The 22,480-nt window shown below is 71.7% G+C and carries 16 protein-coding genes; 7 read left to right on the top strand and 9 right to left on the bottom strand.

Annotated elements, in window-relative coordinates; translation table 11 throughout:
• Nucleotides 1-48: 48 nt before the first annotated feature.
• On the bottom strand, nt 49-531 hold the full coding sequence (locus tag ACZ6KO_RS10135) for an ATP-binding protein (RefSeq protein WP_469302540.1): 483 nt from the start codon (nt 529-531) through the stop codon (nt 49-51).
• Nucleotides 532-625: 94 nt separating this feature from the next.
• On the opposite strand from ACZ6KO_RS10135, the gene ACZ6KO_RS10140 reads away from it, so the two are divergent.
• Nucleotides 626-1,474, top strand: a complete 849-nt coding sequence (locus ACZ6KO_RS10140) for a helix-turn-helix domain-containing protein (protein WP_469302542.1) — start codon at nt 626-628, stop codon at nt 1,472-1,474.
• Nucleotides 1,471-1,737 (top strand): DUF397 domain-containing protein, encoded by a 267-nt coding sequence (locus ACZ6KO_RS10145; RefSeq protein WP_469302544.1) that lies wholly within the window; start codon nt 1,471-1,473, stop codon nt 1,735-1,737. Before ACZ6KO_RS10140 ends, ACZ6KO_RS10145 begins: the two co-directional genes overlap by 4 nt.
• A 9-nt stretch (nt 1,738-1,746) precedes the next feature.
• Here the strand turns inward: ACZ6KO_RS10145 and ACZ6KO_RS10150 are convergent, their stop codons facing one another.
• From ACZ6KO_RS10150 to ACZ6KO_RS10170, 5 genes are all read right to left on the bottom strand, one after another.
• Nucleotides 1,747-2,766, bottom strand: coding sequence for a LacI family DNA-binding transcriptional regulator (locus ACZ6KO_RS10150; protein WP_469302546.1), 1,020 nt, complete (start codon nt 2,764-2,766; stop codon nt 1,747-1,749).
• Entirely contained in the window at nt 2,763-4,382 is a 1,620-nt protein-coding gene (locus tag ACZ6KO_RS10155) for a glycoside hydrolase family 13 protein (protein ID WP_469302548.1), read from the bottom strand. The genes ACZ6KO_RS10150 and ACZ6KO_RS10155 overlap by 4 nt, the downstream gene beginning before the upstream one ends.
• A gap of 61 nt (nt 4,383-4,443) precedes the next feature.
• Entirely contained in the window at nt 4,444-5,337 is an 894-nt protein-coding gene (locus ACZ6KO_RS10160; RefSeq protein ID WP_469303833.1) for a sugar ABC transporter permease, read from the bottom strand.
• A 2-nt stretch (nt 5,338-5,339) separates the two neighbouring features.
• A complete protein-coding gene (locus ACZ6KO_RS10165) occupies nt 5,340-6,332 on the bottom strand; it encodes a carbohydrate ABC transporter permease (protein WP_469302550.1) in 993 nt (330 codons plus the stop codon).
• An 8-nt stretch (nt 6,333-6,340) separates the two neighbouring features.
• Complete coding sequence (locus tag ACZ6KO_RS10170) at nt 6,341-7,615, bottom strand: extracellular solute-binding protein (RefSeq protein WP_469302553.1); 1,275 nt, start codon at nt 7,613-7,615, stop codon at nt 6,341-6,343.
• 222 nt (nt 7,616-7,837) lie between these two features.
• On the opposite strand from ACZ6KO_RS10170, the gene ACZ6KO_RS10175 reads away from it, so the two are divergent.
• From ACZ6KO_RS10175 to ACZ6KO_RS10185, 3 genes are all read left to right on the top strand, one after another.
• Complete coding sequence (locus ACZ6KO_RS10175; protein ID WP_469302556.1) at nt 7,838-9,940, top strand: glycoside hydrolase family 13 protein; 2,103 nt, start codon at nt 7,838-7,840, stop codon at nt 9,938-9,940.
• A gap of 25 nt (nt 9,941-9,965) precedes the next feature.
• A complete protein-coding gene (locus ACZ6KO_RS10180; protein ID WP_469302559.1) occupies nt 9,966-10,988 on the top strand; it encodes a LacI family DNA-binding transcriptional regulator in 1,023 nt (340 codons plus the stop codon).
• Between the two features lie 137 nt (nt 10,989-11,125).
• Entirely contained in the window at nt 11,126-12,022 is an 897-nt protein-coding gene (locus ACZ6KO_RS10185) for a phosphatase PAP2 family protein (RefSeq protein ID WP_469302561.1), read from the top strand.
• Between the two features lie 50 nt (nt 12,023-12,072).
• Here the strand turns inward: ACZ6KO_RS10185 and ACZ6KO_RS10190 are convergent, their stop codons facing one another.
• Nucleotides 12,073-15,060: a bifunctional [glutamine synthetase] adenylyltransferase/[glutamine synthetase]-adenylyl-L-tyrosine phosphorylase gene (locus tag ACZ6KO_RS10190; RefSeq protein ID WP_469302563.1), complete on the bottom strand. Its 2,988-nt coding sequence runs from the start codon at nt 15,058-15,060 to the stop codon at nt 12,073-12,075.
• A gap of 371 nt (nt 15,061-15,431) precedes the next feature.
• On the opposite strand from ACZ6KO_RS10190, the gene ACZ6KO_RS10195 reads away from it, so the two are divergent.
• Nucleotides 15,432-17,516, top strand: coding sequence for a PIG-L family deacetylase (locus ACZ6KO_RS10195; RefSeq protein WP_469302566.1), 2,085 nt, complete (start codon nt 15,432-15,434; stop codon nt 17,514-17,516).
• A gap of 159 nt (nt 17,517-17,675) precedes the next feature.
• Here ACZ6KO_RS10195 and ACZ6KO_RS10200 read toward each other — a convergent pair whose 3' ends face one another.
• Nucleotides 17,676-18,074 (bottom strand): hypothetical protein, encoded by a 399-nt coding sequence (locus tag ACZ6KO_RS10200; RefSeq protein ID WP_469302568.1) that lies wholly within the window; start codon nt 18,072-18,074, stop codon nt 17,676-17,678.
• Nucleotides 18,075-18,204: 130 nt separating this feature from the next.
• Here ACZ6KO_RS10200 and ACZ6KO_RS10205 point away from each other — a divergent pair, with 130 nt between their 5' ends.
• Nucleotides 18,205-20,904 (top strand): DUF6185 family protein, encoded by a 2,700-nt coding sequence (locus ACZ6KO_RS10205; protein ID WP_469302570.1) that lies wholly within the window; start codon nt 18,205-18,207, stop codon nt 20,902-20,904.
• 69 nt (nt 20,905-20,973) lie between these two features.
• Here the strand turns inward: ACZ6KO_RS10205 and ACZ6KO_RS10210 are convergent, their stop codons facing one another.
• On the bottom strand, nt 20,974-22,335 hold the full coding sequence (locus ACZ6KO_RS10210; RefSeq protein WP_401448093.1) for a glutamine synthetase family protein: 1,362 nt from the start codon (nt 22,333-22,335) through the stop codon (nt 20,974-20,976).
• Nucleotides 22,336-22,480: the final 145 nt, after the last annotated feature.

Below are 22,480 nucleotides of genomic sequence, written 5' to 3' on the forward strand. Positions count from 1 at the left end.
AGGGGAGGGGGGAGGTTGGTAAGGTCATTTCCCCCGGTTATTTAGTCCTTATGCGTCGTGCCCGACCGAGACGCGGCCGACCGGGTCGCGGAAACCTCGATCCGGTGAAATGGGACATGGCAGGTCGATTTCCGCCCACACGGTTTTGAGGGGCGGAAGCCCCTTGTCCGTTCCCCACCGCGAGGCCAGGACCGAGACGAGGAACAGGCCTCGACCCGATTCCCCCTCCAGGGCGGGGATTCCGGCACTTTCGGGCGGCAGGGCGTCGGACCGGGTATCGGTCACCTCGATACGGAGCGTAGGGCCGGAACGCGTCGCCAGCGCGAGGCGAAAGCCTCGGCCGCGTACTTTCCCATGTGACACAGCATTGGCGGCGAGCTCCGCGACGATCTGTGCGGCATCGGCGAACGGGAGCTCTTGCCTGGCCAGTTGGGCCACGGCCAGCTCTCGGGCGAGGCGGGCGCCGCGCGGAGTGGCGGGCAGCGTGGCGTCGAAGGAGATTTCCTGATTCACGTCACTCAGCGTCGCCATCCATGCGTAACCTGAAAAGAGCCCGGGGCCCTGTGTACGGCCCTTGTCCAGGGCGGCCTCGCCCTGTCCCGCCGGTCCCCATGCGGAGGTGGAAGTGAGTACGGACAGCACGGACGAGTCGAGCTGGGAACTCGATCCTGAGGATGAATCCGGGGCGGTGATCGCCACGGTCGGACGCCAGTTGAAAATGTGGCGGGAGGCAGGCGGATTCGACCGGCCGCGGTTCGCTACGCGGATGGGATACAGCGCTGAACTGATCTACAAGATCGAGCGTGGAACCCGCATTCCCCGCCCAGAGTATCTGGACAAGGCGGATGAGATTCTCGGAGCCGGGGGGAAAATCTCGGCGATGAAGGTGGACGTGCAGAAGGCCCGGTACCCCAAGCAGGTCAGGGATCTGGCCAAGTGGGAGTCGAGCGCGGTTGAGCTCAACGCCTACGGGAACCACAACATGCACGGCCTGCTCCAGACCGAGGCGTACGCACGGGCGCTGTACGAGATGCGGCGACCGGCGTTCACCCCGGACGAGGTCGAGCGCTACGTGGCAGGGCGCATGGCCCGGCAAGAGGTCCTCCACCGGCAGCCCTCGCCCACGATCACGTTCGTGCTGGAGCAGGTGTTGCTGGAGCGGCCTATAGGAGGTCGAGAAGTACTGCGCGGACAGTTGGAACGTCTGCTCGACGTCGGCAGAATGCGTAACGTCGAGGTCCAGGTGATGCCGACGGACTGCGAGGACCACGCCGGGATGGCCGGGCAGATCGACGTCCTGAAGCTTGCAGACGGCTCCGCGATCAGCTACGTCGAAGGCCAGCTGTCGACTCGTCTGATCACGGAGCCCAAAAGCATCCAGCTTCTGGAACTGCGGTATGGGATCCTGCGGTCGCAGGCTCTCAACCCACGAGAGTCGCTGGCCTTCATCGAGAAAGCGCTGGGGGAGACATGAGCATCGAACCGTCCCACGGAGACTTCACCGCGCTGAAGTGGTTCAAGAGCAGCTACAGCCCGGGCAGCAGCAACGACTGCGTCGAAGTGGCGTGGGCCAAGAGCAGCTACAGCCCCAGCGACAGCAACGACTGCGTGGAGGTGGGGAGGGCCCCCGACAGGGTCCTCGTCCGTGACTCCAAGCGGCCGGCGCGTGCCCACCTCGCCCTCACCCCCGCCGCCTGGTCCGGCTTCGTCGGGTACGCCGCCGGGCAGCGGGGGTAGGGCCTGCCGTCAGGGGGCCGACGGGGCCTGGGACGTCGAGCCCCGGACCACCAGTTCCGGCTGGAAGACGAACTCCGTGCGCTGGACCGGCGTGCCCGAGACCGCCTCCAGCAGGGCTCCGACGGCCGCCGTCGCCATCGGGCGCACCGGCTGGCGGACCGTCGTCAGCGGCGGGTCCGTGAACGCGATCAGCGGCGAGTCGTCGAAGCCGACGACCGACACGTCCTGCGGCACCCGCAGCCCCCGTTCCCGCGCCGCCCGTATCGCGCCGAGCGCCATCGGGTCGCTGCCGCAGACGATGCCCGTCACGCCCCGGTCCAGCAGCGCGCCCCCCGCCGCGTGGCCGCCCTCGACCGTGAACAGGGTGCGCTGGATGTACGGTTCGGCGTCCGGCGTGCCCAGTTCGGCCAGCGCCGAGCGGAAGCCCTCCGCCTTGCGGGCCGAGGGCACGTACCGGGTCGGGCCGATCGCCAGGCCGATCCGCTCGTGTCCGAGGTCGGCGAGGTGGCGGACCGCCATGCGGGCCGCCGCCCGGTCGTCCGGGGAGACGAACGGCGCGTTGACGTGCTCGTTGAAGCCGTTGATCAGGACGAACGGCAGGCCCCGTGCCGCCAGCCGCTGGTAGCGGGCGGGGTCCGCGGCCGAGTCGGCGTGCAGGCCGGACAGGAAGACGATGCCGGTGACGCCCCGCTCCTCCAGCTGCTCCACCAGCTCGTCCTCGGTGGCCCCGCCCGGCGTCTGCGTGCACAGCACCGGCGTGTACCCGTGCCCCGCCAGCGCCTGCTCGATGACCTGGGCGAAGGCGGGGAAGATCGGGTTGGTCAGCTCGGGGATGATCAGCCCCACCAGGCCGTTGCTGCGTCTGCGCAGCCGTACGGGCCGCTCGTAGCCCAGCACGTCGAGCGCGGCCAGCACCTTGTGCCGGGTGCCGGCCGCCACGCCCGCCTTGCCGTTGAGGACACGGCTGACGGTCGCCTCGCTGACCTGGGCCTGCGCGGCGATGTCCGTCAGCCGGAGGGGGGAGGTCACCCCGACGTCACCTGCCACCACACCGTGGTGTCCGCCGGCAGCTCGCCCGCGGCCGCGAGCGGACCGCTGGCCAGCAGCAGCTCGCCCTGCGCGGGCATCCGTACCGGCCGCTGCGTGGTGTTGGCCGTGCAGACGAAGTCCCCCCGGCGGAAGGCGAGGACGCCCTCGGGGGCGTCGAGCCACTGCACCGCGTCGCCCGCGCCCAGCGCCGGGTGGGCCCGCCGCAGCCGCAGGGCGGCGCGGTAGAGCTCCAGCGTGGAGGACGGGTCGCCGCTCTGCGCCTCGACGCTCAGGGACGCCCACTCCTGCGGCTGCGGCAGCCAGCTGCCGCCGGTGCCGAAGCCGTACGGCGCCTGGGTGCCCGACCACGGGATCGGGACCCGGCAGCCGTCGCGCAGGCCGTCCTGGCCGTTCTCCTTGAAGAAGGACGGGTCCTGGCGCACCTCGTCCGGCAGGTCGGTGACCTCCGGCAGGCCCAGCTCCTCGCCCTGGTAGACGTACGCCGATCCGGGCAGCGCCAGCATCAGCAGGCCCGCCGCGCGCGCCCGGTCCAGGCTGTCGCCGAAGCGGGTGCGGTGGCGGACCACGTCGTGGTTGGACAGCACCCAGGTGGTGGGGGCGCCGACGGGGCGCATGGCGTCGAGCGAGTCGTCGATGGAGGCGCGCAGGTCGGCCGCGTCCCAGCCGGTGCCCAGGTAGTGGAAGTTGAACGCCTGGTGCAGCTCGTCGGGGCGCAGGTACAGCGCGGTGCGGTCGGCGCTGGGCGTCCAGGCCTCGGCGACGCCGATGCGGTCGCCGTCGTACTCGTCGAGGACCTTGCGCCAGGAGCGGTAGATCTCGTGGACCCCGTCCTGGTCGAAGAACGGCAGCACCTGGTTGCCCAGCAGCTTCAGCTGCTCGTCGCGGCCGAGGTCGGGCAGGCCCGGGGCCTTGACCAGGCCGTGCGCGACGTCGATGCGGAAGCCGTCGGTGCCCAGGTCCAGCCAGAACCGCAGGATGGAGCGGAACTCGTCGTGGACGGCCGGGTGCTCCCAGTTGAAGTCCGGCTGCTCGGGGGCGAAGAGGTGCAGGTACCACTCGCCCGGGGTGCCGTCGGGGTTCTCGCTCCGCGTCCAGGCCGGGCCGCCGAAGATGGACTCCCAGTCGTTGGGCGGCAGGGCGCCGTCCGCGCCCCGGCCCGGGCGGAAGTGGAAGCGCTCGCGCAGCGGCGTGCCGGGGCCCTCGCGCAGCGCCTGCTTGAACCATTCGTGCTGGTCGGAGCAGTGGTTGGGGACGAGGTCCACGATGATCCGCAGGCCCAGCGCGTGGGCCTCGCGGATCACCGCGTCGGCGTCGTGCAGGGTGCCGAACATGGGGTCGATGGCCCGGTAGTCGGCGACGTCGTAGCCGGCGTCGGCCTGCGGGGAGGCGTAGAACGGGCTGAGCCAGACGGCGTCGACGCCCAGTTCCTTGAGGTAGGGCAGCCGGCTCCGTATGCCTTCGAGGTCGCCCATGCCGTCACCGTTGGAGTCGGCGAAGCTGCGCGGATAGACCTGGTAGATCACCGCGTCTCTCCACCAGCCCCCCGGCTGGGTCCCGGTCGGGGCGGAGGAGGTCTCGGCGAGGTGCTGGGTCATGTCGTCCTTGGAGAGGTCGGGCCGGTCGTACGGAGGGCGGGGCGCCTGTGCAACGGGGTGGTCAGCCCTTGGTCGCGCCCGCCGTCATCCCGGCGACGAGGTGGCGCTGGGCGAAGACGAAGAAGATGGCCGCGGGGATCGCGATGAGGACCGACGCGGCCGTCATCGGGCCCCAGTTGGCGGTGTACTGGGTGACGAAGGTCTGCAGGCCGCCGGCCAGCGTCAGGTTCTCTTCACCGACCATGAAGGCGGAGGCGTAGGCGACCTCGCCCCAGGCGGTGATGAAGGAGTAGAAGGCGGTGACGGCCAGGCCCGGGCGGGCCAGCGGCAGGATGAGCCGCCAGAAGGTGCCGAAGGGGTTGAGCCCGTCCACGCGGCCGGACTCGTCGATCTCCACCGGGATGGTGTCGAAGAAGCCCTTCATCATCCAGGCGCAGAACGGCACCGCGATGGTGAGGTACGTGATGATCAGGCCGAGCGGCTGGTTGAGCAGCCCCAGCTGTCCCATCAGGTTGTAGAGCGGGACGATGAGGATGGCCATCGGGAACATCTGGGTCACCAGCAAGGTCCACATCAGCGGGCGCATGCCGGGGAACTTGAAGCGGCTGACGGCGTACCCGGTGGTGGCCGCGATGAAGACGCCGAGGACGGTGGTGACGCCGGCGACCAGCACGGAGTTGCCGAACCAGGTGAAGAAGGAGGTCGACTCCACCAGGTACCGGTAGTTCTCCAGGGTCGGGTCCTTCACGAAGTCCGTGCTGACGGCCTGCCCGGCGGGCTTGAGCGAGGTCAGCAGCACCCACAGCACCGGGAAGACGGCGATGACGGCGGCGACGGCGAGGGTCGCGTGCAGGCCGAAGGAGGCCAGCGGGGAGCGCTCCCCGCGCCGCCGTACGGCCTTGGCGGGCGCGGCGGCCGCGGCGGGGGTCTGCGTGGTGGTCTCGGCGGTGGTCATCGTCACCACACCTCTCCCTGCTTGCGCAGCGAACGCCGGTAGACCAGCGCGAAGATCATGAGGAGGGCGAGGATCAGCACGCCCCAGGTCGCGGAGCCGGCGAAGTCGCGCGGGCTGGAGATGAAGGCCTCGCGGAAGGCCTGGGTCACCAGGATCTCGGTGGAGTCGCCCGGTCCGCCCCGGGTGAGCAGGAAGATCACCGGGAACATGTTGAACGTCCAGATGGTGGAGAGCAGGATCACCGTCATGCTCACCGCGCGCAGCCCCGGCAGGGTGATGTGCCGGAAGCGCTGCCAGGCGCTGGCGCCGTCCATCTCGGCGGCCTCGTACAGCTCGCCGGGGATGGACTGCAGGCCGCCCAGCAGGGCGACCATCATGAAGGGCACGCCCAGCCACACGTTGACGGTGATGACCGAGAGCTTGGCCCAGGTCGGGTCGTCGAGCCACGGGATCGCCGCGATGCCGCCGCCGTCGAGGAGCTTGTTGAGGATGCCGTTGTCGCGGTTGAAGAGGAACCGCCAGGCGAAGACGGAGACGAAGCCGGGGACGGCCCAGGGCAGGATGAGCGCCATCCGGTAGAAGCCGCGGCCCCGGAAGTTCCGGTTGAGCATGTTCGCGAGGGCCAGTCCGAGCGCGAAGGTGACGGACACGCACACGACGGTCCAGATCACCGTCCACACCAGCCGCTGCCAGAAGACCGGGTCGCCGAGCACGTCCGCGTAGTTGCCGAGCCCGACGAACTCGTACGACGCCTCGATGGTGTTGGCGCCGATCGTCCGGGCGACGTTGCGCTCGTTGGCGTCGGTCAACGACAGGTAGACGCCGCGCACCAGCGGCCATCCGATGATCACACCGAGGACGAGCACGACGGGGGCGATCATCGCCCAGGCGTACCAGTGGGTGGCGAGCGCGTGCTTGAGGCCACGGCGGCTCCGGCCGCGGGCGACATCGTCACCCGCGGCCTTCGCCACCGACCGGCTGGTGTGGACAGCCATCGTCGTCCTTACTTCCAGCCCTTGAGGATCTTGCGGAACTCGGTGCCGGCCGCCTTGGCCGCGTCCTCCGGGCTGGAGGCGCCGGTGACCGCCTTGGTGTACTCGACCTTCAGCGGGTCGAAGAGGGCGCCGTTCTCCGGGATCCAGGCGCGCTCGACGGCCTTGTCGACGGCCGGCTTGAAGAACTGGACCATCTCGTTGGCCTTGACGTCGCTCTGCTCGTAGGCGGCGGTGCGGGTCGGCAGGAGGCTGAGCTCCTTGGCGGCCTGGACCTGCACCTCCTGCGAGGTCATGTACGCGGTGAAGGCGTGCGCGGCGGCGCGGTTCTTCGAGCCGGCGTAGACGGCGAGGTCGTGGCCGCCCTGCGGGCCACCGGCGCGGGCGGAGCCGGCCGGGACCGCGGCGATGCCGAGGTTGGCCTTGTCCTTGAACTGGTCACCCTCGTAGGTGTCCTTGATCGCCCACGGGCCGTTGATCATCATGGCGACCTGGCCGGTCTTGAAGGCGTTCTGCATGTTGGTGTAGCCGTCGGTGGCGTTGGTGACGGCGGCACCGGAGGAGACCAGGTCACGGGCGGCCTTGAAGGCCTTGACGCCGGCCTCGTTGTCGACGGTGACCGTCTTGGTCTTGGCGTCGACGAGGTCGCCGCCCTCGCCGTAGATCAGCGGCAGGAACCAGTAGGAGTCGTCGCCGCGCAGGTACAGACCGCTCTTGCCGGTCTTCTCCTTGATCTTGGCGGCCGCCGTCTTGACCTCCTCGAAGGTGGTCGGCGGCTGCACGCCGGCGTCGGCCAGCATCTTCTTGTTGTAGAAGAGACCGAGGGAGTCGATCACCTGCGGGACGGCGTACATCTGGCCGTCGAACTTGCCGCTGGCCGCCGCCTTGGGCAGGAACTCCGTGTCGACCTGCTTGGCGGTGTCGGCCGGGACCTTGTCCAGGTAGCCGAGGGAGGCGAAGTCGGCGACCCAGCCGACGTCGGCGCGGATCACGTCGGGGGCGTCGGCGCCGCTGCTGAAGGCGTTCTTGACCTTGTTCTGGGCGTCGCCGTACGGGACGTTGACGTACTTGACGGTGACCTTGGGGTGCTTGGCCGTGAAGCTTTCGGCGATCTTCTGGAAGGTGGCCTTCTCCGCGTCGTTGGAGGTGTCCCACCAGGTGACCGTGCCGGAGAGTTCGCCGCCGGCGCCGGTGTCGGTGCCGCCGTCGTTCTTGTCACCGCTGCAAGCCGTCGCCGCGAGCGCCAGGGCCGCGACCAGCGCGGTGGCCGCTATGCCACGCCGCATATGAACTCCTTCGATGATCCCGGCCGCTCCCTCGCGGTCCCGAGTTGCCGAGAACGTAACAAGGCTGAAAGCCATCCGAAAGACCTTGCGGCAATTTTCTGCAAGCGGAGGGGATCGTTACATCTGCGTGTCCGGACGGTTGCCGCAGCTTGCTGTTAGTTCGAATGGTCTTCGAGTGAACGGGCCCGCAACCAGGGGTCGGGTCGTCGCGTTGACCCCGGTATGACCCATGAGCTCACCGCCTCCCGCCTTGCAAGCTCTTCCAGCAACCCGACCGCAAGCGGTGCCGGCGGGGCTGCTGGCGCGGAGGGCGGTACGGGCGGCTGGTGGCGCGATGCCGTCATCTACCAGGTGTACGTCCGCTCCTTCGCCGACAGCGACGGGGACGGGATCGGCGACCTGCGCGGGGTGCGCTCGCGCCTGCCGCACCTGGCCCGGCTGGGGGTGGACGCGGTCTGGCTCACCCCCTTCTACGTCTCCCCGCAGGCGGACGGCGGCTACGACGTCGCCGACTACCGGGCGGTGGACCCGCTCTTCGGCACCCTCTCGGACGCCGACGACCTGGTCCGGGCGGCGCACGAGCTGGGCCTGCGGGTGATCGTCGACGTGGTGCCCAACCACACCTCCGACCGGCACGTGTGGTTCCAGGAGGCCCTGGCCGACCCCGCCCGGCGCGAGCGCTACCACTTCCGCCCCGGGCGGGGGGCGGACGGCTCGCTGCCGCCCAACGACTGGGAGTCGGTCTTCGGGGGGCCGGCCTGGACGCGGGTCGCGGACGGCGACTGGTACCTGCACCTGTTCGCGCCCGAGCAGCCGGACCTGAACTGGGAGCACGAGGAGGTACGGGAGGAGTTCGCCTCCGTCCTGCGCTTCTGGCTGGACCTGGGCGTGGACGGCTTCCGGATCGACGTCGCGCACGGCATGGTCAAGGCGCCGGGCCTGCCGGACATCGGGCGCGGGGCCCAGGCCACCCTGATCGGCACGCAGCCGCTCCCCTTCTTCGACCAGGACGGGGTGCACGAGATCCACCGCGCCTGGCGGCGCCTGCTGGACTCGTACGAGGGCCCGCGCATCGGGGTCGCGGAGGCGTGGGCGCCGTCCTCGGACCGGCTCGCGCTGTACGTCCGCCCCGACGAGCTGCACCAGGCGTTCAACTTCCGCTTCCTGGAGTGCCCGTGGGACGCGGTGGCCATGCGGACGGTGATCGACGAGTCCCTGGCGGCGACGGCGTCCGTGGGGGCGCCGACCACGTGGGTGCTGTCCAACCACGACGTGGTGCGCCACCGCACCCGCTACGGCGGCGGCCCCCGTGGCCTGGCCCGCGCCCGCGCGGCGGCCCTGCTGATGCTGGCCCTCCCCGGCTCGGCGTACCTCTACCAGGGCGAGGAACTGGGCCTCCCCGAGGTCTGCGACCTCCCCCCGACCGCCCGCCGCGACCCGGCGTTCCGCCGGGGGTCCGGGGGCGCGGGTGGCGGGGGTGCCGGGGACGGAGCGGCCCCGGGGGCGGCCGGGGCCGGCGAGGCCGCGGGGCAGGACGGGTTGCGGGACGGGTGCCGGGTGCCGATCCCGTGGTCGGGCGCCGAGCCGCCGTACGGCTTCGGGCCCGGGGGCAGCTGGCTGCCGCAGCCCGACGGGTGGGGCGCCTTCAGCGTCGCCGCGCAGACCGGCGACCCGCACTCCACGCTGGAGCTCTACCGGGCGGCCCTCGAACTGCGCCGCGCAATGCCCGGCCTCGGCGCCCCGGAGGCGGGCCGCCCCGACGCAGCGGCCGCCGGGCGCATCCCCGCCCCGGCCGGCGCGGCCGCCGCGCGCCCGGACGCCCCCGCGGTCCCGGCCCGGACACACGCGGCGGACCCCGCCGGAACCGGGACGGCCGGGGGTCCGGGCAGTTCCGCCGGGCTGGCGCCCCTGGAGCCCGGGACCCTGGCCCCGAGGCTCGGGGCGGAGCCCCGGGAGGGCGACACCAGCGCGGGCCGGACCCCGGAGACCGGGGCCGGGATCTCCGGGATCGGGGCGCAGGTCCCGCGCGCCGGGGCGGCAGCCCCCGGGATCGGGGCGCAAGCCCACGGGGCCGGGGCGGAAGCCCGGGAGCTGCGGGTGGAAGCACTGGGGATCGGGGGGCGGCCCACCGGGATCGAGTGGCTGGCGGCGCCCGAGGGGGTGCTGCTCTTCTCTCGGCCCGGATTCGCGTGCACCGTCAACACCACCTCCGACCGGGTCGAACTGCCCGCGCCCGGCCGCCCCGTACTCTCCAGCGCGCCCGTCGAGACCGACGGCCGCACCGTCCTGCTTCCCCCCGATTCGTGCACCTGGTGGGCAATGTGACGTGCGACCGGTACAGTCCAATCCCGTGACCGCACGGCTAGCCGACATCGCAGCCCAGGCGGGGGTCAGCGAAGCCACAGTCAGCCGCGTGCTCAACGGCAAGCCCGGTGTGGCCGCGGGCACCCGTGAATCCGTGCTGGCCGCCCTCGACGTCCTCGGCTACGAGCGCCCGGTGCGCCTGCGCCAGCGCAGCGCCGGACTCGTCGGCCTGATAACCCCCGAACTCGACAACCCCATCTTCCCGGCGCTCGCCCAGGTCATCGGCCAGGCGCTGACCCGGCAGGGGTACACCCCCGTGCTGGCCACGCAGACGCCCGGCGGCTCCACCGAGGACGAGCTGACCGAGATGCTCGTCGACCGCGGGGTCTCCGGCATCATCTACGTGTCCGGGCTGCACGCCGACACCACCGCCGACACCACGCGCTACGACCAGCTGCGCGCCCAGGGCGTCCCGCACGTCCTCATCAACGGCTTCTCCGACAAGGTGCAGGCCCCCTTCGTCTCCCCCGACGACCGCGCCGCCATGCACCTGGCCGTGACGCACCTCACGGCGCTGGGCCACACCCGGATCGGGCTCGCGCTCGGCCCGAAGCGGTTCGTCCCCGTGCTCCGCAAGATCGAGGGCTTCCGCGCCGCCATGCGCGAACGGCTGGGCCTGGCCGAGGCCGAGACCGACGAGCTGATCCAGCACTCCCTCTACTCCCTGGAGGGCGGCCAGGCCGCCGCCGCCGCGCTCATCGCGCGCGGCTGCACCGCCGTGGTGTGCGCGAGCGACATGATGGCCCTGGGCGCGATCCGCGCCGCACGCCAACAGGACCTGCGCGTCCCCCAGGACGTCTCGGTGGTCGGCTTCGACGACTCCCCCCTCATAGCGTTCACGGACCCGCCGCTGACCACCATCCGCCAGCCCGTCCAGGCCATGGGCCAGGCCGCGGTGCGCACGCTGCTGGAGGAGATCGGGGGTACGCCGGCCCCGCACAGCGAGTTCGTCTTCCTCCCCGAACTCGTCGTCCGCGGCTCGACGGCCTCCGGTCCCGCGCGCCGGTAGCACCCCCGTCCCGCCCCCGCCCCACCTGCGGGACGACCCTGCCGGGCCGGTGTCGTTCCTGCGGTGGACGCCCGGGGGGCGAAGACCGTACCGAGGGATGATCGGGTGCGCGGAGGCATCTGGCAGACTCTCTCCCCATGGGTGAAGCGAGCGTGAAGACACTGGAAACCAGGACGGACGTCTCGTCACCCATCGTGACCGGGACCGAGCCCCGTCCGGAGTCCAGGCGCACCCTGCTCGACCGGATGCGCGCCCCGCGCCGGCCCCGGATCTGGTTCGAGGTCCTGCTGATCGCGATCAGCTACTGGACGTACTCCCTCATCCGCAACGCCGTGCCCGAGCAGAAGGCGGCCGCCCTGGCGAACGCCGACTGGATCTGGGAGATCGAGGGCCGCCTCGGCATCGCCGTGGAGCTGACCGTCAACCACGCCGTCAATTCCGTGACGTGGCTGATCGTCGGCATGAACTACTACTACGCCACGCTCCACTTCATCGTGACGATCGGCGTCCTGGTGTGGATCTACCGGTTCCATCCGGGCCGGTACGCCGCCACCCGCATGGTGCTGTTCGCCACCACCGGCGTGGCCCTGGTCGGCTACTACCTGTACCCGCTCGCGCCGCCCCGGTTGATGAACGGGCAGGACTTCATCGACACCGTGCTGGTCCATCACACCTGGGGCTCGATGGCCTCGGGCAACCTCAAGCACATGTCGAACCAGTACGCCGCCATGCCCTCGATGCACATAGGGTGGTCGCTCTGGTGCGGGCTGACGATCTTCGCCGTCGCCTCGGCACCCTGGGCCCGGATCCTGGGCCTGCTCTACCCGGCGGCCACCCTGGTGGTCATCGTGGCCACCGCCAACCACTTCTGGCTCGACGCGGTCGGCGGCCTGCTCTGCCTCGCGTTCGGCTACGCCGTCTCCCGCACCTGGTACGGCACCCTCCCCCACCACCTCCCCCGCCACCCCCGCGCCGAGGACCGCCACCCGGCCGCCGAGGCCCTGCTGAACCGGTTCCGTACGCTGCGCGCTTAGGGCCTGCCCGGCGGATCAGGACCGGATCGGCCGGATGGGCCGGATGGGCCCTAAGCGCCGTAGAAGAGTTCGTCCACCACCGCTCGGGCCCGGCGCGTGATGCGGCGGTAGTCGTCGAGCATCTCGCCGCCCCGGCCGGGGCCGTAGCCGAGGTAGCGGCCGACCGCGGCCAGTTCGCGGGCGTCGGAGGGGAAGGTGTCCCCGGCCCGGCCGCGGACCAGCATGACCGCGTTGCGCACCCGGGTGGCCAGGACCCAGGCCTCGTCCAGGATCTGCGCCTCCTCGGTGGGGATCAGCCCGGCCGCCCGCGCGGCGGCCAGGGCCGGACGGGTGCGGGTGGTGCGCAGGCCCGGTTCCGCCCAGGCGTGCCGCAGCTGGAGCAGCTGGACCGTCCACTCCACGTCGCTCAGGCCGCCGCGGCCGAGCTTGGTGTGCAGGGTGGGGTCGGCGCCGCGGGGCAGGCGTTCGGACTCCATCCGGGCCTTGAGCCGGCGGATCTCGCGGACGGCGTCCTCGCCGAGCCCCTCCATGGGGTAGCGCAGCGGGTCGATCAGCTCGATGAAGCGGGCGCCGAGGTCGGCGTCGCCCGCGACGGGCTGGGCGCGCAGCAGGGCCTGGCTCTCCCAGACCAGCGACCAGCGGCGGTAGTAGGCGGCGTAGGAGGAGAGCGTACGGACCAGCGGGCCGGAGCGGCCCTCGGGGCGCAGGTCGGCGTCGATGAGCAGCGGCGGGTCGGCGGTGGGCAGCTGGAGCAGCCGGCGCATCTCGGCGATGACGGTCTGGGCGGCCTTGGCGGCCTCCTGTTCGTCGACGCCCTCGCGGGGCTCGTGGACGAAGAGGACGTCGGCGTCGGAGCCGTAGCCCAGTTCGTTGCCGCCGAAGCGGCCCATGCCGATGACGGCGAAGCGGGTGGGCAGGATGTCGCCGAAGTGGGACCGGACGGCGGCGCGCAGGGCGCCCGCGACGGTGGCCGCGGTGAGGTCGGTGACGGCGCCGCCGACGCGGTCGACGAGGGCTCCGTGGTCCTCCTCGGCCGGGCTGTCCTCCGTGCCGTACGAGCCGATGATGTCGGCGGCGGTGGTGCGGAACAGCTCGCGGCGGCGCACCCCGCGGGCGGCGGCGACGGCGATCTCGGGGGTCTCGGCGCGGCCGACGGCGGCGAGGACCTCCTGTTCGAGGGCCTCGTGGCCGCGCGGGAGGAGCCCTTCGGGGTCGCCGAGGAGGGCGACGGCCTCGGGGGCGCGCATGAGCAGGTCGGGGGCCAGGCGGCCGGCGGACAGGACGCGGGCGAGGTTCTCGGCGGCCGCGCCCTCGTCGCGCAGCAGCCGCAGGTACCAGGGGGTCTTGCCGAGGGCGTCGGAGACCTTGCGGAAGTTCAGCAGGCCGGCGTCGGGGTCGGCCGAGTCGGCGAACCAGCCGAGCAGGACGGGCAGCAGGGTGCGCTGGATGGCGGCCTTGCGGGTGACGCCGGAGGCGAGGGCTTCGAGGTGGCGCAGGGCGGCGGCCGGGTCGGCGTACCCGAGGGCCTCCAGGCGCTGGCCGGCGGCGCGCGGGGAGAGCCGGGTCTCGCCGGGCGTGAGCTGGGCGACGGCGTCGAGCAGCGGCCGGTAGAAGAGCTTCTCGTGCAGGCGGCGTACGACGGAGGCGTGCCGGCGCCAGGCCTTGTTGAGCTCGGCGACGGGTTCGGTGCGCAGGCCCATGGAGCGGCCCAGGCGCCGCAGGTCGGCCTCGTCCTCGGGGACGAGGTGGGTGCGGCGCAGCCGGTGGAGCTGGATGCGGTGTTCCATGGCGCGCAGGAACCGGTACGCGTCGCCGAGCTGGGCGGCGTCGGTGCGGCCGACGTAGCCGCCGGCGGCGAGGGCCTGCAGGGCGTCGAGGGTGGTGCCGGAGTGCAGGGTGTGGTCGCCGCGGCCGTGGACGAGCTGGAGGAGCTGGACGGCGAACTCGACGTCGCGCAGGCCGCCGGGGCCGAGCTTGAGCTCGCGGTCGACCTGGGCGGCGGGGATGTTGTCGACGACGCGGCGGCGCATCTTCTGCACGTCGGCGACGAAGTTCTCGCGTTCGGCGGCCTGCCAGACCAGCGGCGTTATGGCCTCGATGTACTGGGCGCCGAGGTCGGGGTCGCCGGCGACGGCGCGGGCCTTGAGGAGGGCCTGGAACTCCCAGGTCTTGGCCCAGCGCTGGTAGTAGGCCATGTGGGAGGCGAGCGTGCGCACGAGCGGGCCGTTGCGGCCCTCGGGGCGCAGGTTGGCGTCGACGGGCCAGATGGTGCCCTCGACGGTGGTCTCGGAGCAGATCCGCATGAGGTGGGAGGCGAGGCGGGTGGCGGCCTGGAGGGCCTTGCCCTCGTCGGTGCCGGCGGCCGCGTCGCCGACGAAGATGACGTCGACGTCGGAGACGTAATTGAGCTCGTTGCCGCCGCACTTGCCCATGGCGATGACGGCGAGCCGGCAGGCGGCGGCGTCCTCGGGGGCGGCGGCGCTCGCGATGCGCAGGGCGGCGCGCAGGGTGGCGGTGGCGAGGTCGGCGAGCTCGGCGGCGGTCTGGGCGACGTCGGTGGTGCCGCAGACGTCGCGGGCGGCGATGGAGAGCAGGCAGCGGCGGTAGGCGACGCGCAGCGAGACGGGGTCGTGGGCGTCGGCGAGGCCGGCCTCGAACTCGGCGAGCCCGGGGTGGAGGTCGGCGGCCTCGTAGGTGACCAGGGCGTGCCAGTCCCGCGGGTGCCGGGCGAGGTGGTCGCCGAGGGCCTCGGAGGCGCCGAGGACGCCGAGCAGCCGGTCGCGCAGCGGCTTGGCGCTGACGAGGGTGGACAGCAGGGTGGGGCGCGCCTCGTCGTCCTGGGCCTCGGCCAGCCGTACGAGGGCGCGCAGGGCCTGGTCGGGGTCGGCGGTGGCGCCGAAGGCGTCCAGGAGCACGGGGTCGGTGCGGACGGGGGCCAGTGCGTCGGCGTCGAGGAGCCGGGCCGCGGCGGAGGGGTCGGTGAAACCGCTGCGCAGCAGTTGGATGAACGTGCTGCTCCTGCGTCCGGGGACCGTCATCCCGTCGCCTCCGCTTCCGCTTCCGCTGCCGCTGCCGCTGCCCTGGTCGGTTCGTCTGCCCGAGCACGCTGCCGCGCCGTCCGCCGCGGCGGCCGCGACGGTTGTCCGCGTCGTCCGCCCGCGGCCTGCCGGCGTCGCGCTCGCGTCGTGCTTGCATCGTGCTCGCGGTCGAGCCTAGTACTGCCGCCGCGCGGCGCCGTGATGTGCGTAACAGCGGGACCGGTAAATCCTCTCCAAGTGGGAGATCCGGGCGGAACGGTACGCGGTGCGGCCAAGTGATCGGCGCCCGCGGTGAACCAAGTCGCCCGTCACCGCCTCTATCTGACCGAGGAGTGGATTTTCCGCACGGATGGACCTGGGGGGGCCGACCGATGGCCGTTGCGCGCCGACACATCAACTTCGCCGTCCTGGTCACCGTGCTCGCCGCGGGGACGGCCGGTGTGCTGACCGTCGCCCAGGGCCAGGAATCCGCGGCGGAGACCGGACCCGCCCAGCCTCCGGCGGCCGGGCGGGGCGCCAGCTCCACCGCCGGGTCGGTGCTGCAGATCGTCGCCCACCCCGACGACGACCTGTTCTTCATGAACCCCGACCTCAGCCGCGCCCTGCTGGCCGGGATCACGGTCACGACCGCGTACCTCACCTCCGGCGAGGCCGACGGCGTCAACCAGGCCGGCGGCCACCTGCGCGACCCCAAGCAGCCCGCCGACCACGCCCGCTACGCCGAGGCCCGCCAGAACGGCATACGGTCCGCGTACGCCCAGATGGCCACCGGCGACCGCACCAGCCCCTGGAAGCGGACGACCGTACCCACCGCCGGCGGCGGCTTCGCCGAGGTGGACATACTGCAGGCCCAGCCCGAGGTGAACCTGGTCTGGCTCCAGCTGACCGAGGCCCGCTCGATCGCCGGCGAACGGCCCGAGAGCCTGCGCGGCCTGTGGAACGGTCAGATACAGGCGCTGCCCTCGCAGCTCACCGCGGGCACCCCGGTCAAGGACCGCTTCACGTACACCAAGGACCAGGCGATACGCACGATCGCCGGGATCATGGAGCAGTACCGGCCGACGACGATACGCATGCAGGATCCGACACCGGGCCGGTCAGCCAAGGACGGCAAGGTCACCGACCACCAGGACCACATGTACGGCGCGCGCTTCGTCCAGGCCGCCGCCGAGCGGTACGCGTCGCAGGTCACCGACCGCCCGCACTTCTCGGTGCAGAACTACCTCGGCTACCTCAACAGCGCCCTGCCGCACTCGCTCGACCCCAAGACCTTCGACACCAAGCTCGGCTACCTCAAGACGTACGCCTGGGTGGACCGCGTCGACCACTGCGGCAGCCCGTCGGGCTGCGGCGACCGCAAGGTCGCGGCCCGGCCCGCCGGCCGCGACTGGGCGCAGAGCATGCGCTACTCCCGCGGCGACCACACCTCCTGGCTGGCCGAGGGCCGCGCGGGCCGGCTGTGGGCCTTCTCGGTGCTGGACGGCCGGATGGCGTTCTGGACCCGTACCGGCCCCGAGGCCGAGTGGGCCGGCCCCACCCTGATGCCGGGCGGCGGTATGGACCCGGGGGCCACGGCGGCCGCCCTGCCCGACGGCCGGGTCGCCGTCCTCGGCATCCGCACGACGCTGGGCGAGCGGGCGCGGGACTACCGTCGCGAGGTCGTGTACGCCGTCCAGGACGCCCCCGACGGCCCGTTCGGCCCGTGGCAGTCGCTGGGCACCCCGGAGACCGCCGACGAGCACGGCACCTCGGCGATCAGTGCCCCCTCGGTCTCCGTCGGCGCCGACGGCCAGGTGACCGTCTACCTGAGGGACTCCGCCCGTTCCCTGCGGGCCAGCGAGGCCCAGCCGGACGGCGGCTTCGGGCCGTGGCTGCGGCTCGGCGGCGAGGACCTGCACAGCGACCCGGTGACGGCGACCGACGCCGCCGGGCGCCGGCACGTCTACGCCTCCACCGCCGGTACCGTGCTGGCCTGGATCCAGCCCTCCCCCGACGCCCCGCTCCAGGGCCCGCTGCCGACCGACCTGCCGCCGACGACGGTTCCGCTGACGGCCACCGCCGAGGGCGACGGCGTACGGCTGTGGTTCCGCCGCCCCGACGCGGGCACCGTGCGCACCGCCCTGGTCACGGCCGACGGGGCGAGGCCTCGGGTCTCCGACGTCACCGAGGCCGGCGGCCGGGCGGGGTACGGCGCGGTCAGCGTCGCGGGCCGCCTGGTGTCGGGCCGCGCCGACTCCGGCACCGTCGGGACCGCGGTCATCGGCGGCCCGACCGCGTGGACGGAGTCCCACGTGCTCTACGCCGGCGCCCCGGCCAGCATCCTCGAACCCGCCGGGGCCACGACGACGGCGGTCCTGGGCCTCGACGCCCGGCTCCACGTGACGACGACCCTCCCCCCGGGCAACGACCCCACCCGCGCCACCCGCCCCACCTGGCGCCCGGCGGTCAGCCCGTAGAGCGTCGCCGGGGGATCCCGGTAGTCCGTCCGTAGGCCGTCCGGCCGATCGGTGTGCCGTCACCGGATGCGCGGTGGCCTGCGGCACCGCACGCTGGGCATGCAACGCTTCGATTTCTCGCAGAGAGGTCGATCGGTCATGCCCGCCATCGGCAGCCCGTCAGTTCCCGCGCTCGCGCCCGGGGCAGAGGTCCTCGATCGGATCGCACACCATGATCACCTGATACGGGTCTCCCCGCGTCTCCGGACCGGCTGAGTCGCTGCCGTGCCGCAGGAACCGCCACTGCGAGGCCTTGGCGTGCTCCGTCCGTCCGGCGTTCTCGACATGAGCGTGCAAGGTGCGGGCCCTGGGATCGTTCGTCTCCACCAGGACCTCACCCGGGCCGAGCGGGAAGTGGTCGTGCAGGAGGCACAGACCGAAACGGTCGAGGTTTCCGTGCTTGTCCAGTACGGCGACCAGATCGCGGACGAATGCGGCGTCCTGCGGCCCCAGGCCTTCGGCTTCCTCGAACGAGGGGAGCGGCGCCCTGGAGGCGGGAGGCTCGGTGGTCTCGGTCATTCCCTGCTCCTCCCGTTGCACGCGCGTCGCTCCTCCCCGCCCTTGAACGCGCGTCGGCATCCCTTACGAACATGATCGGCCCGATATTGTGATTTCGCCATCCGGAATTCCCTGGTGGCGGCGATGGCGTGTGCGGCTGAGGACGCGGGCGCTGTCGCTGTCGCTGTCGCTGTCGGCCGGTGCCTGTCTGCTGGCGGTGCTGCTCCTCGTCTTCGGGTGGCGGACGCTGACCTCCGGTGAGGGCGACACCGTCCCGCGCGTCGACTGCCAGATGAATGCGCTGACGACGGCGCACGTCAAGACCGCGAAGCTGGGTTTCGACCACCGTGGCCGGACGCACACCCAGGTGCGGTCGGACATGACCGTCACAGTTCCGGACACCTGGCTCCACGCGAAGGATCTGACCCTGGGCGAGGAATCCCGTGGGTACCAGGTCGCGATGCGCTGCCTCCTGCGCGGGGATGCGCTCGGACCCTCGCCCACCGCCTCCGAGAAGGCGCAGCACGAGGAGGAGACCGCTGCCCGCCGTGCCGAGTGGCGCTACGAGACGCCGCGGGTCACCGCAGAGGGCGACCAGATCACCGTGGAGTACCGGGCGTTCGCCTCGATCAAGGACAAGGGAGCCATCCGTATCGGGCCGTGGGAGATCGACGTGGGCCACAAGGCCTGGCAGGTCGCTCTCAGGCCACCGGGCACCCTGAAGGGCGCCCAGTGGGAGTGCGTCGGGATCCAGCTGGGCGACCTCGACTTCTCCAAGGTCTCACCTGAGCCCAAGTCCATCGACAAGGGTGAGCTGGTCTGGGTGCGGAAACACGAGCAGCATTCGGTGGATCTGGAGGTCGCGGTCGATGTGGAGCCGCCCTGGCAGCGGTATTTCACCTGGTCCAACACCTGGGTGTGGCTGAGTACGGCCAGCGTGGTCACGTGGTGGCTGTCCGCCTCCGTCGTGCTGGCGGTGGCAGCGTTCCGCGCCCTGCCGCGGACGCCGTCCGCCGCGGCGCGGCAGCCAGGGCGCGCCCCCGTACCGGCCCGCCGCCGGGTCCTCGGCAGGTTCTGGGGGACGTACGACGAGGGCCTCCAGCAGGCGGTCCTGCACTTCGCCGTGCTGAGCTCGGCAGTCGTCCTGACCCTCCTCCTGCTCCAGAAGGCGATCGGACGGCCTCCGCTGGAGCAGGCTCTCGTCGGCATGGCGGCGGGGCTGGCGCTGGTCCTGGTCGCCCGCCCGTGGTCCTGTCCCGGGCCGGCCGACGCGTGCGATCCCCGTGCCGAGCCCGGCGGCCCGCCCGATCCCCGGCCCCGTCAGGCCCGTGCCGTGACGGTGGCCGCGAGCGCGGTGGCCGGGCTCGGTGTGCTCGCGGTCGTCGTTCTCAGCGGCCTCGGCCAGTGGTCGCTCGCGCCGTCGCCGCACCACAGCCGTGGTCACTTCTGGCTGGTACTGCTGGGGCTGACGACGCTGTGGCTGGGGTTGGCGGCGATGACGGCCTGGGCGTGGCGCTTCGCACGGGAAGGTGGGCTGGCGCGGAAAGGCCTGGTGACCGGGTGGAACAAGGCGCCGGTCCGGTGGGTCGCGACCGTCTCGACGCTGCTGGCGGCGGCCGCCGCGGTCATTCTGAGCTGCTTCTGGTGGGCGAAACGCCGCGACTGGAGGCGCGAGGCCTGGCCCGGTGAAAGGGCCGAGGTCTCCCAGGAGGAGCTCGTCGGCTACCTGGGCCCGCTTCCCGTCGCAGGCCTCAGGTGGATGTACAGCTACTCCTGGGTCCTGGCCGTCATCGCCCTCGTCGCCCTGCTCTGCATCCGCATCGACGCGCGGCGGAGGGAGGCGCACGGCGGGCGAAGGGTCGCCCTGGGCCCGGAGGGGCCGGATTTCCTGCTGCTGGCCGCGATCTTCGCCTTCGTGGTGGGGCTGCGGCAGGTCGAGTTCGCCCGCTCGAACGTCCTCTACATCGTATGGTTCCTGCTGCTCATGTTCTCGTTCTACGCGGTCAGCGCGGTGGGCCGGCGCTGGTCGGTGCTGAGCGGGGCGGACGCCTATTTCCTCAGCCGGGTGTTCGGCACGGACCAACGGCGCGACGAACTGCTGAGGAAGGCCCATGATTTCCGGAACTGGCACCATGAGATCTACTTGATCGAGCACGGCCGGGCGAACGGCGACATCAAGCGCGAAAAACTGGAAGAGGACCTGACCGCACAGGCCGGCTGGCTCTCGGGGCGGAGCCGGGGCACGCACCGTCCGGCGGAGCACTACTCGGTCGTGGACCTGGCCCTCGCCTGGGGGCCGGAATTCAACTGGTGGGACAACGCGCGGCACGCCGCCAGGCTCGCCTTCCTCTTCGGCATTCCGGCGACCGTTTCCCTGGTCTGGCTGGACCGTATCCCGGACTACCGGCACTGGCTGTCCGTTCTGCACGAGCAGAGCGGGCTGCTGGAGATCGCGGCGAAGCTCTGTGCGTGGCAGCTCGCCTGGGCCGGTGCCGGGATGGCCCTGGGGGCGCTCTGGCGCGTACTGCCGGGGCGGCACAGCCCGTTCCGTGCGCTGAGCCTGACCCTGGCGTACGCCCTGCCGGTCGGGGTGGGCGCCCTGCTCAGCCGGATCGCCGACATCGAAGCCACTTACGCGCTCCTGCACGTCCTGCTCATGCTGACGGTCCTGACGCTCACCAGCCTCTGGATGGACATGGCGACCTTCAGCGGAGAGAGAAAGTTCTGGCCCACCCGCTTCGGCCTGCTGCTGTCGATCTACCAGATGCGGGGCATCTCGGTTCAGATCGCCTACGTCGTGGCCCAGATCGCCGCGGCCGCGGCGATCTGGCGCGATCTGGCGGGCAGCTGAGACCTGCCCGCCACATGACCAGGCACGCGCCGGGGCCGGCGACCCACGGCCGCCGGCCCCGACGCGCGACTACAGGACCGGGAGGTTCTTGCGGAGTTCGAAGGCGGTGACCTCCGAGCGGTATTCCTCCCACTCCTGCTTCTTGTTGCGCAGGAAGAAGTCGAAGACGTGCTCGCCGAGGGTCTCGGCGACCAGTTCGCTGCGCTCCATCAGGGAGATGGCCTCGCCCAGGTTCTGCGGGAGGGGCTCGATGCCCATCGCGCGGCGTTCGGAGTCCGACAGGGCCCAGACGTCGTCGTCCGCGCCCGCGGGGAGCTCGTAGCCCTCCTCGATGCCCTTGAGGCCGGCGGCCAGCAGGACGGCGTACGTCAGGTAGGGGTTGGCGCCGGAGTCGATGGAGCGGACCTCGACGCGGGAGGAGCCGGTCTTGCCCGGCTTGTACATCGGGACGCGGATCAGGGCCGAGCGGTTGTTGTGGCCCCAGCAGATGTACGAGGGGGCCTCACCGCCGGAGCCGGCGGTGCGGGAGGAGCCGCCCCAGATGCGCTTGTAGCTGTTGACCCACTGGTTGGTGACCGCGGAGGTCTCGCCCGCGTGGCGCAGCAGGCCCGCGATGAAGGAGCGGCCGACCTTGGAGAGCTGGTACTCGGCGCCCGACTCGTAGAAGGCGTTGCGGTCGCCCTCGAAGAGGGAGAGGTGGGTGTGCATGCCCGAGCCGGGGTATTCGGAGAAGGGCTTCGGCATGAAGGTGGCCTGGACGCCCTGCTCCAGGGCGACCTGCTTCATGACCAGGCGGAACGTCATGATGTTGTCGGCCGTGGAGAGCGCGTCGGCGTACCGCAGGTCGATCTCCTGCTGGCCCGGGGCGCCCTCGTGGTGGCTGAACTCGACCGAGATGCCCATGGATTCGAGCATGGTGATCGCCTGGCGGCGGAAGTCCATGCCCACGTTCTGCGGGGTGTGGTCGAAATAGCCGGAGTTGTCCGCCGGGACCGGGCGGCTGCCGTCCAGCGGCTTGTCCTTCAGCAGGAAGAACTCGATCTCCGGGTGGGTGTAGAAGGTGAAGCCCAGGTCGGAGGTCTTGGCCAGGATCCGCTTCAGGACGTAACGGGGGTCGGCGAAGGAGGGGGACCCGTCCGGCATCAGGATGTCGCAGAACATACGGGCGGTGCCGGGAGCCTCGGCGCGCCACGGCAGTATCTGGAAGGTCCCCGGATCGGGCTTGGCGATCATGTCGGACTCGTAGACCCGCGCGAAGCCCTCGATCGCGGAGCCGTCGAAGCCGATGCCCTCGTCAAAGGCCTGTTCGAGTTCCGCGGGAGCGACCGCGACGGACTTCAGGAAGCCCAGTACGTCGGTGAACCACAGGCGCACGAAGCGGATGTCGCGCTCCTCGAGCGTCCGGAGGACGAATTCCTGCTGCTTGTCCATGCCTTCATCCTCGCAGTTCAGACGGGCTGTCCACCACCTGCCGAGCCCAGTATCGCGGTCAGTGGTTTCCGCCACATTACGCACCCTCGGAAGGTCGCGGCACCCCCGCACTGACCGCGGGGCCGTCATGAGCATTACCATCTGC

It is taken from the genome of Streptomyces sp. NPDC042102 (assembly GCF_055582305.1).

Bases quoted from the DNA above. Each gene is read 5' to 3' on its own strand.
- ACZ6KO_RS10200 (WP_469302568.1), bottom strand. From the start codon at position 18,074: ATGACCGAGACCACCGAGCCTCCCGCCTCCAGGGCGCCGCTCCCCTCG.
- ACZ6KO_RS10210 (WP_401448093.1), bottom strand. From the start codon at position 22,335: ATGGACAAGCAGCAGGAATTCGTCCTCCGGACGCTCGAGGAGCGCGAC.
- ACZ6KO_RS10160 (WP_469303833.1), bottom strand. From the start codon at position 5,337: ATGACCACCGCCGAGACCACCACGCAGACCCCCGCCGCGGCCGCCGCG.
- ACZ6KO_RS10165 (WP_469302550.1), bottom strand. From the start codon at position 6,332: ATGGCTGTCCACACCAGCCGGTCGGTGGCGAAGGCCGCGGGTGACGAT.
- ACZ6KO_RS10175 (WP_469302556.1), top strand. From the start codon at position 7,838: ATGACCCATGAGCTCACCGCCTCCCGCCTTGCAAGCTCTTCCAGCAAC.
- ACZ6KO_RS10170 (WP_469302553.1), bottom strand. From the start codon at position 7,615: ATGCGGCGTGGCATAGCGGCCACCGCGCTGGTCGCGGCCCTGGCGCTC.
- ACZ6KO_RS10185 (WP_469302561.1), top strand. From the start codon at position 11,126: ATGGGTGAAGCGAGCGTGAAGACACTGGAAACCAGGACGGACGTCTCG.
- ACZ6KO_RS10195 (WP_469302566.1), top strand. From the start codon at position 15,432: ATGGCCGTTGCGCGCCGACACATCAACTTCGCCGTCCTGGTCACCGTG.
- ACZ6KO_RS10135 (WP_469302540.1), bottom strand. From the start codon at position 531: ATGGCGACGCTGAGTGACGTGAATCAGGAAATCTCCTTCGACGCCACG.
- ACZ6KO_RS10155 (WP_469302548.1), bottom strand. From the start codon at position 4,382: ATGACCCAGCACCTCGCCGAGACCTCCTCCGCCCCGACCGGGACCCAG.
- ACZ6KO_RS10190 (WP_469302563.1), bottom strand. From the start codon at position 15,060: ATGACGGTCCCCGGACGCAGGAGCAGCACGTTCATCCAACTGCTGCGC.
- ACZ6KO_RS10145 (WP_469302544.1), top strand. From the start codon at position 1,471: ATGAGCATCGAACCGTCCCACGGAGACTTCACCGCGCTGAAGTGGTTC.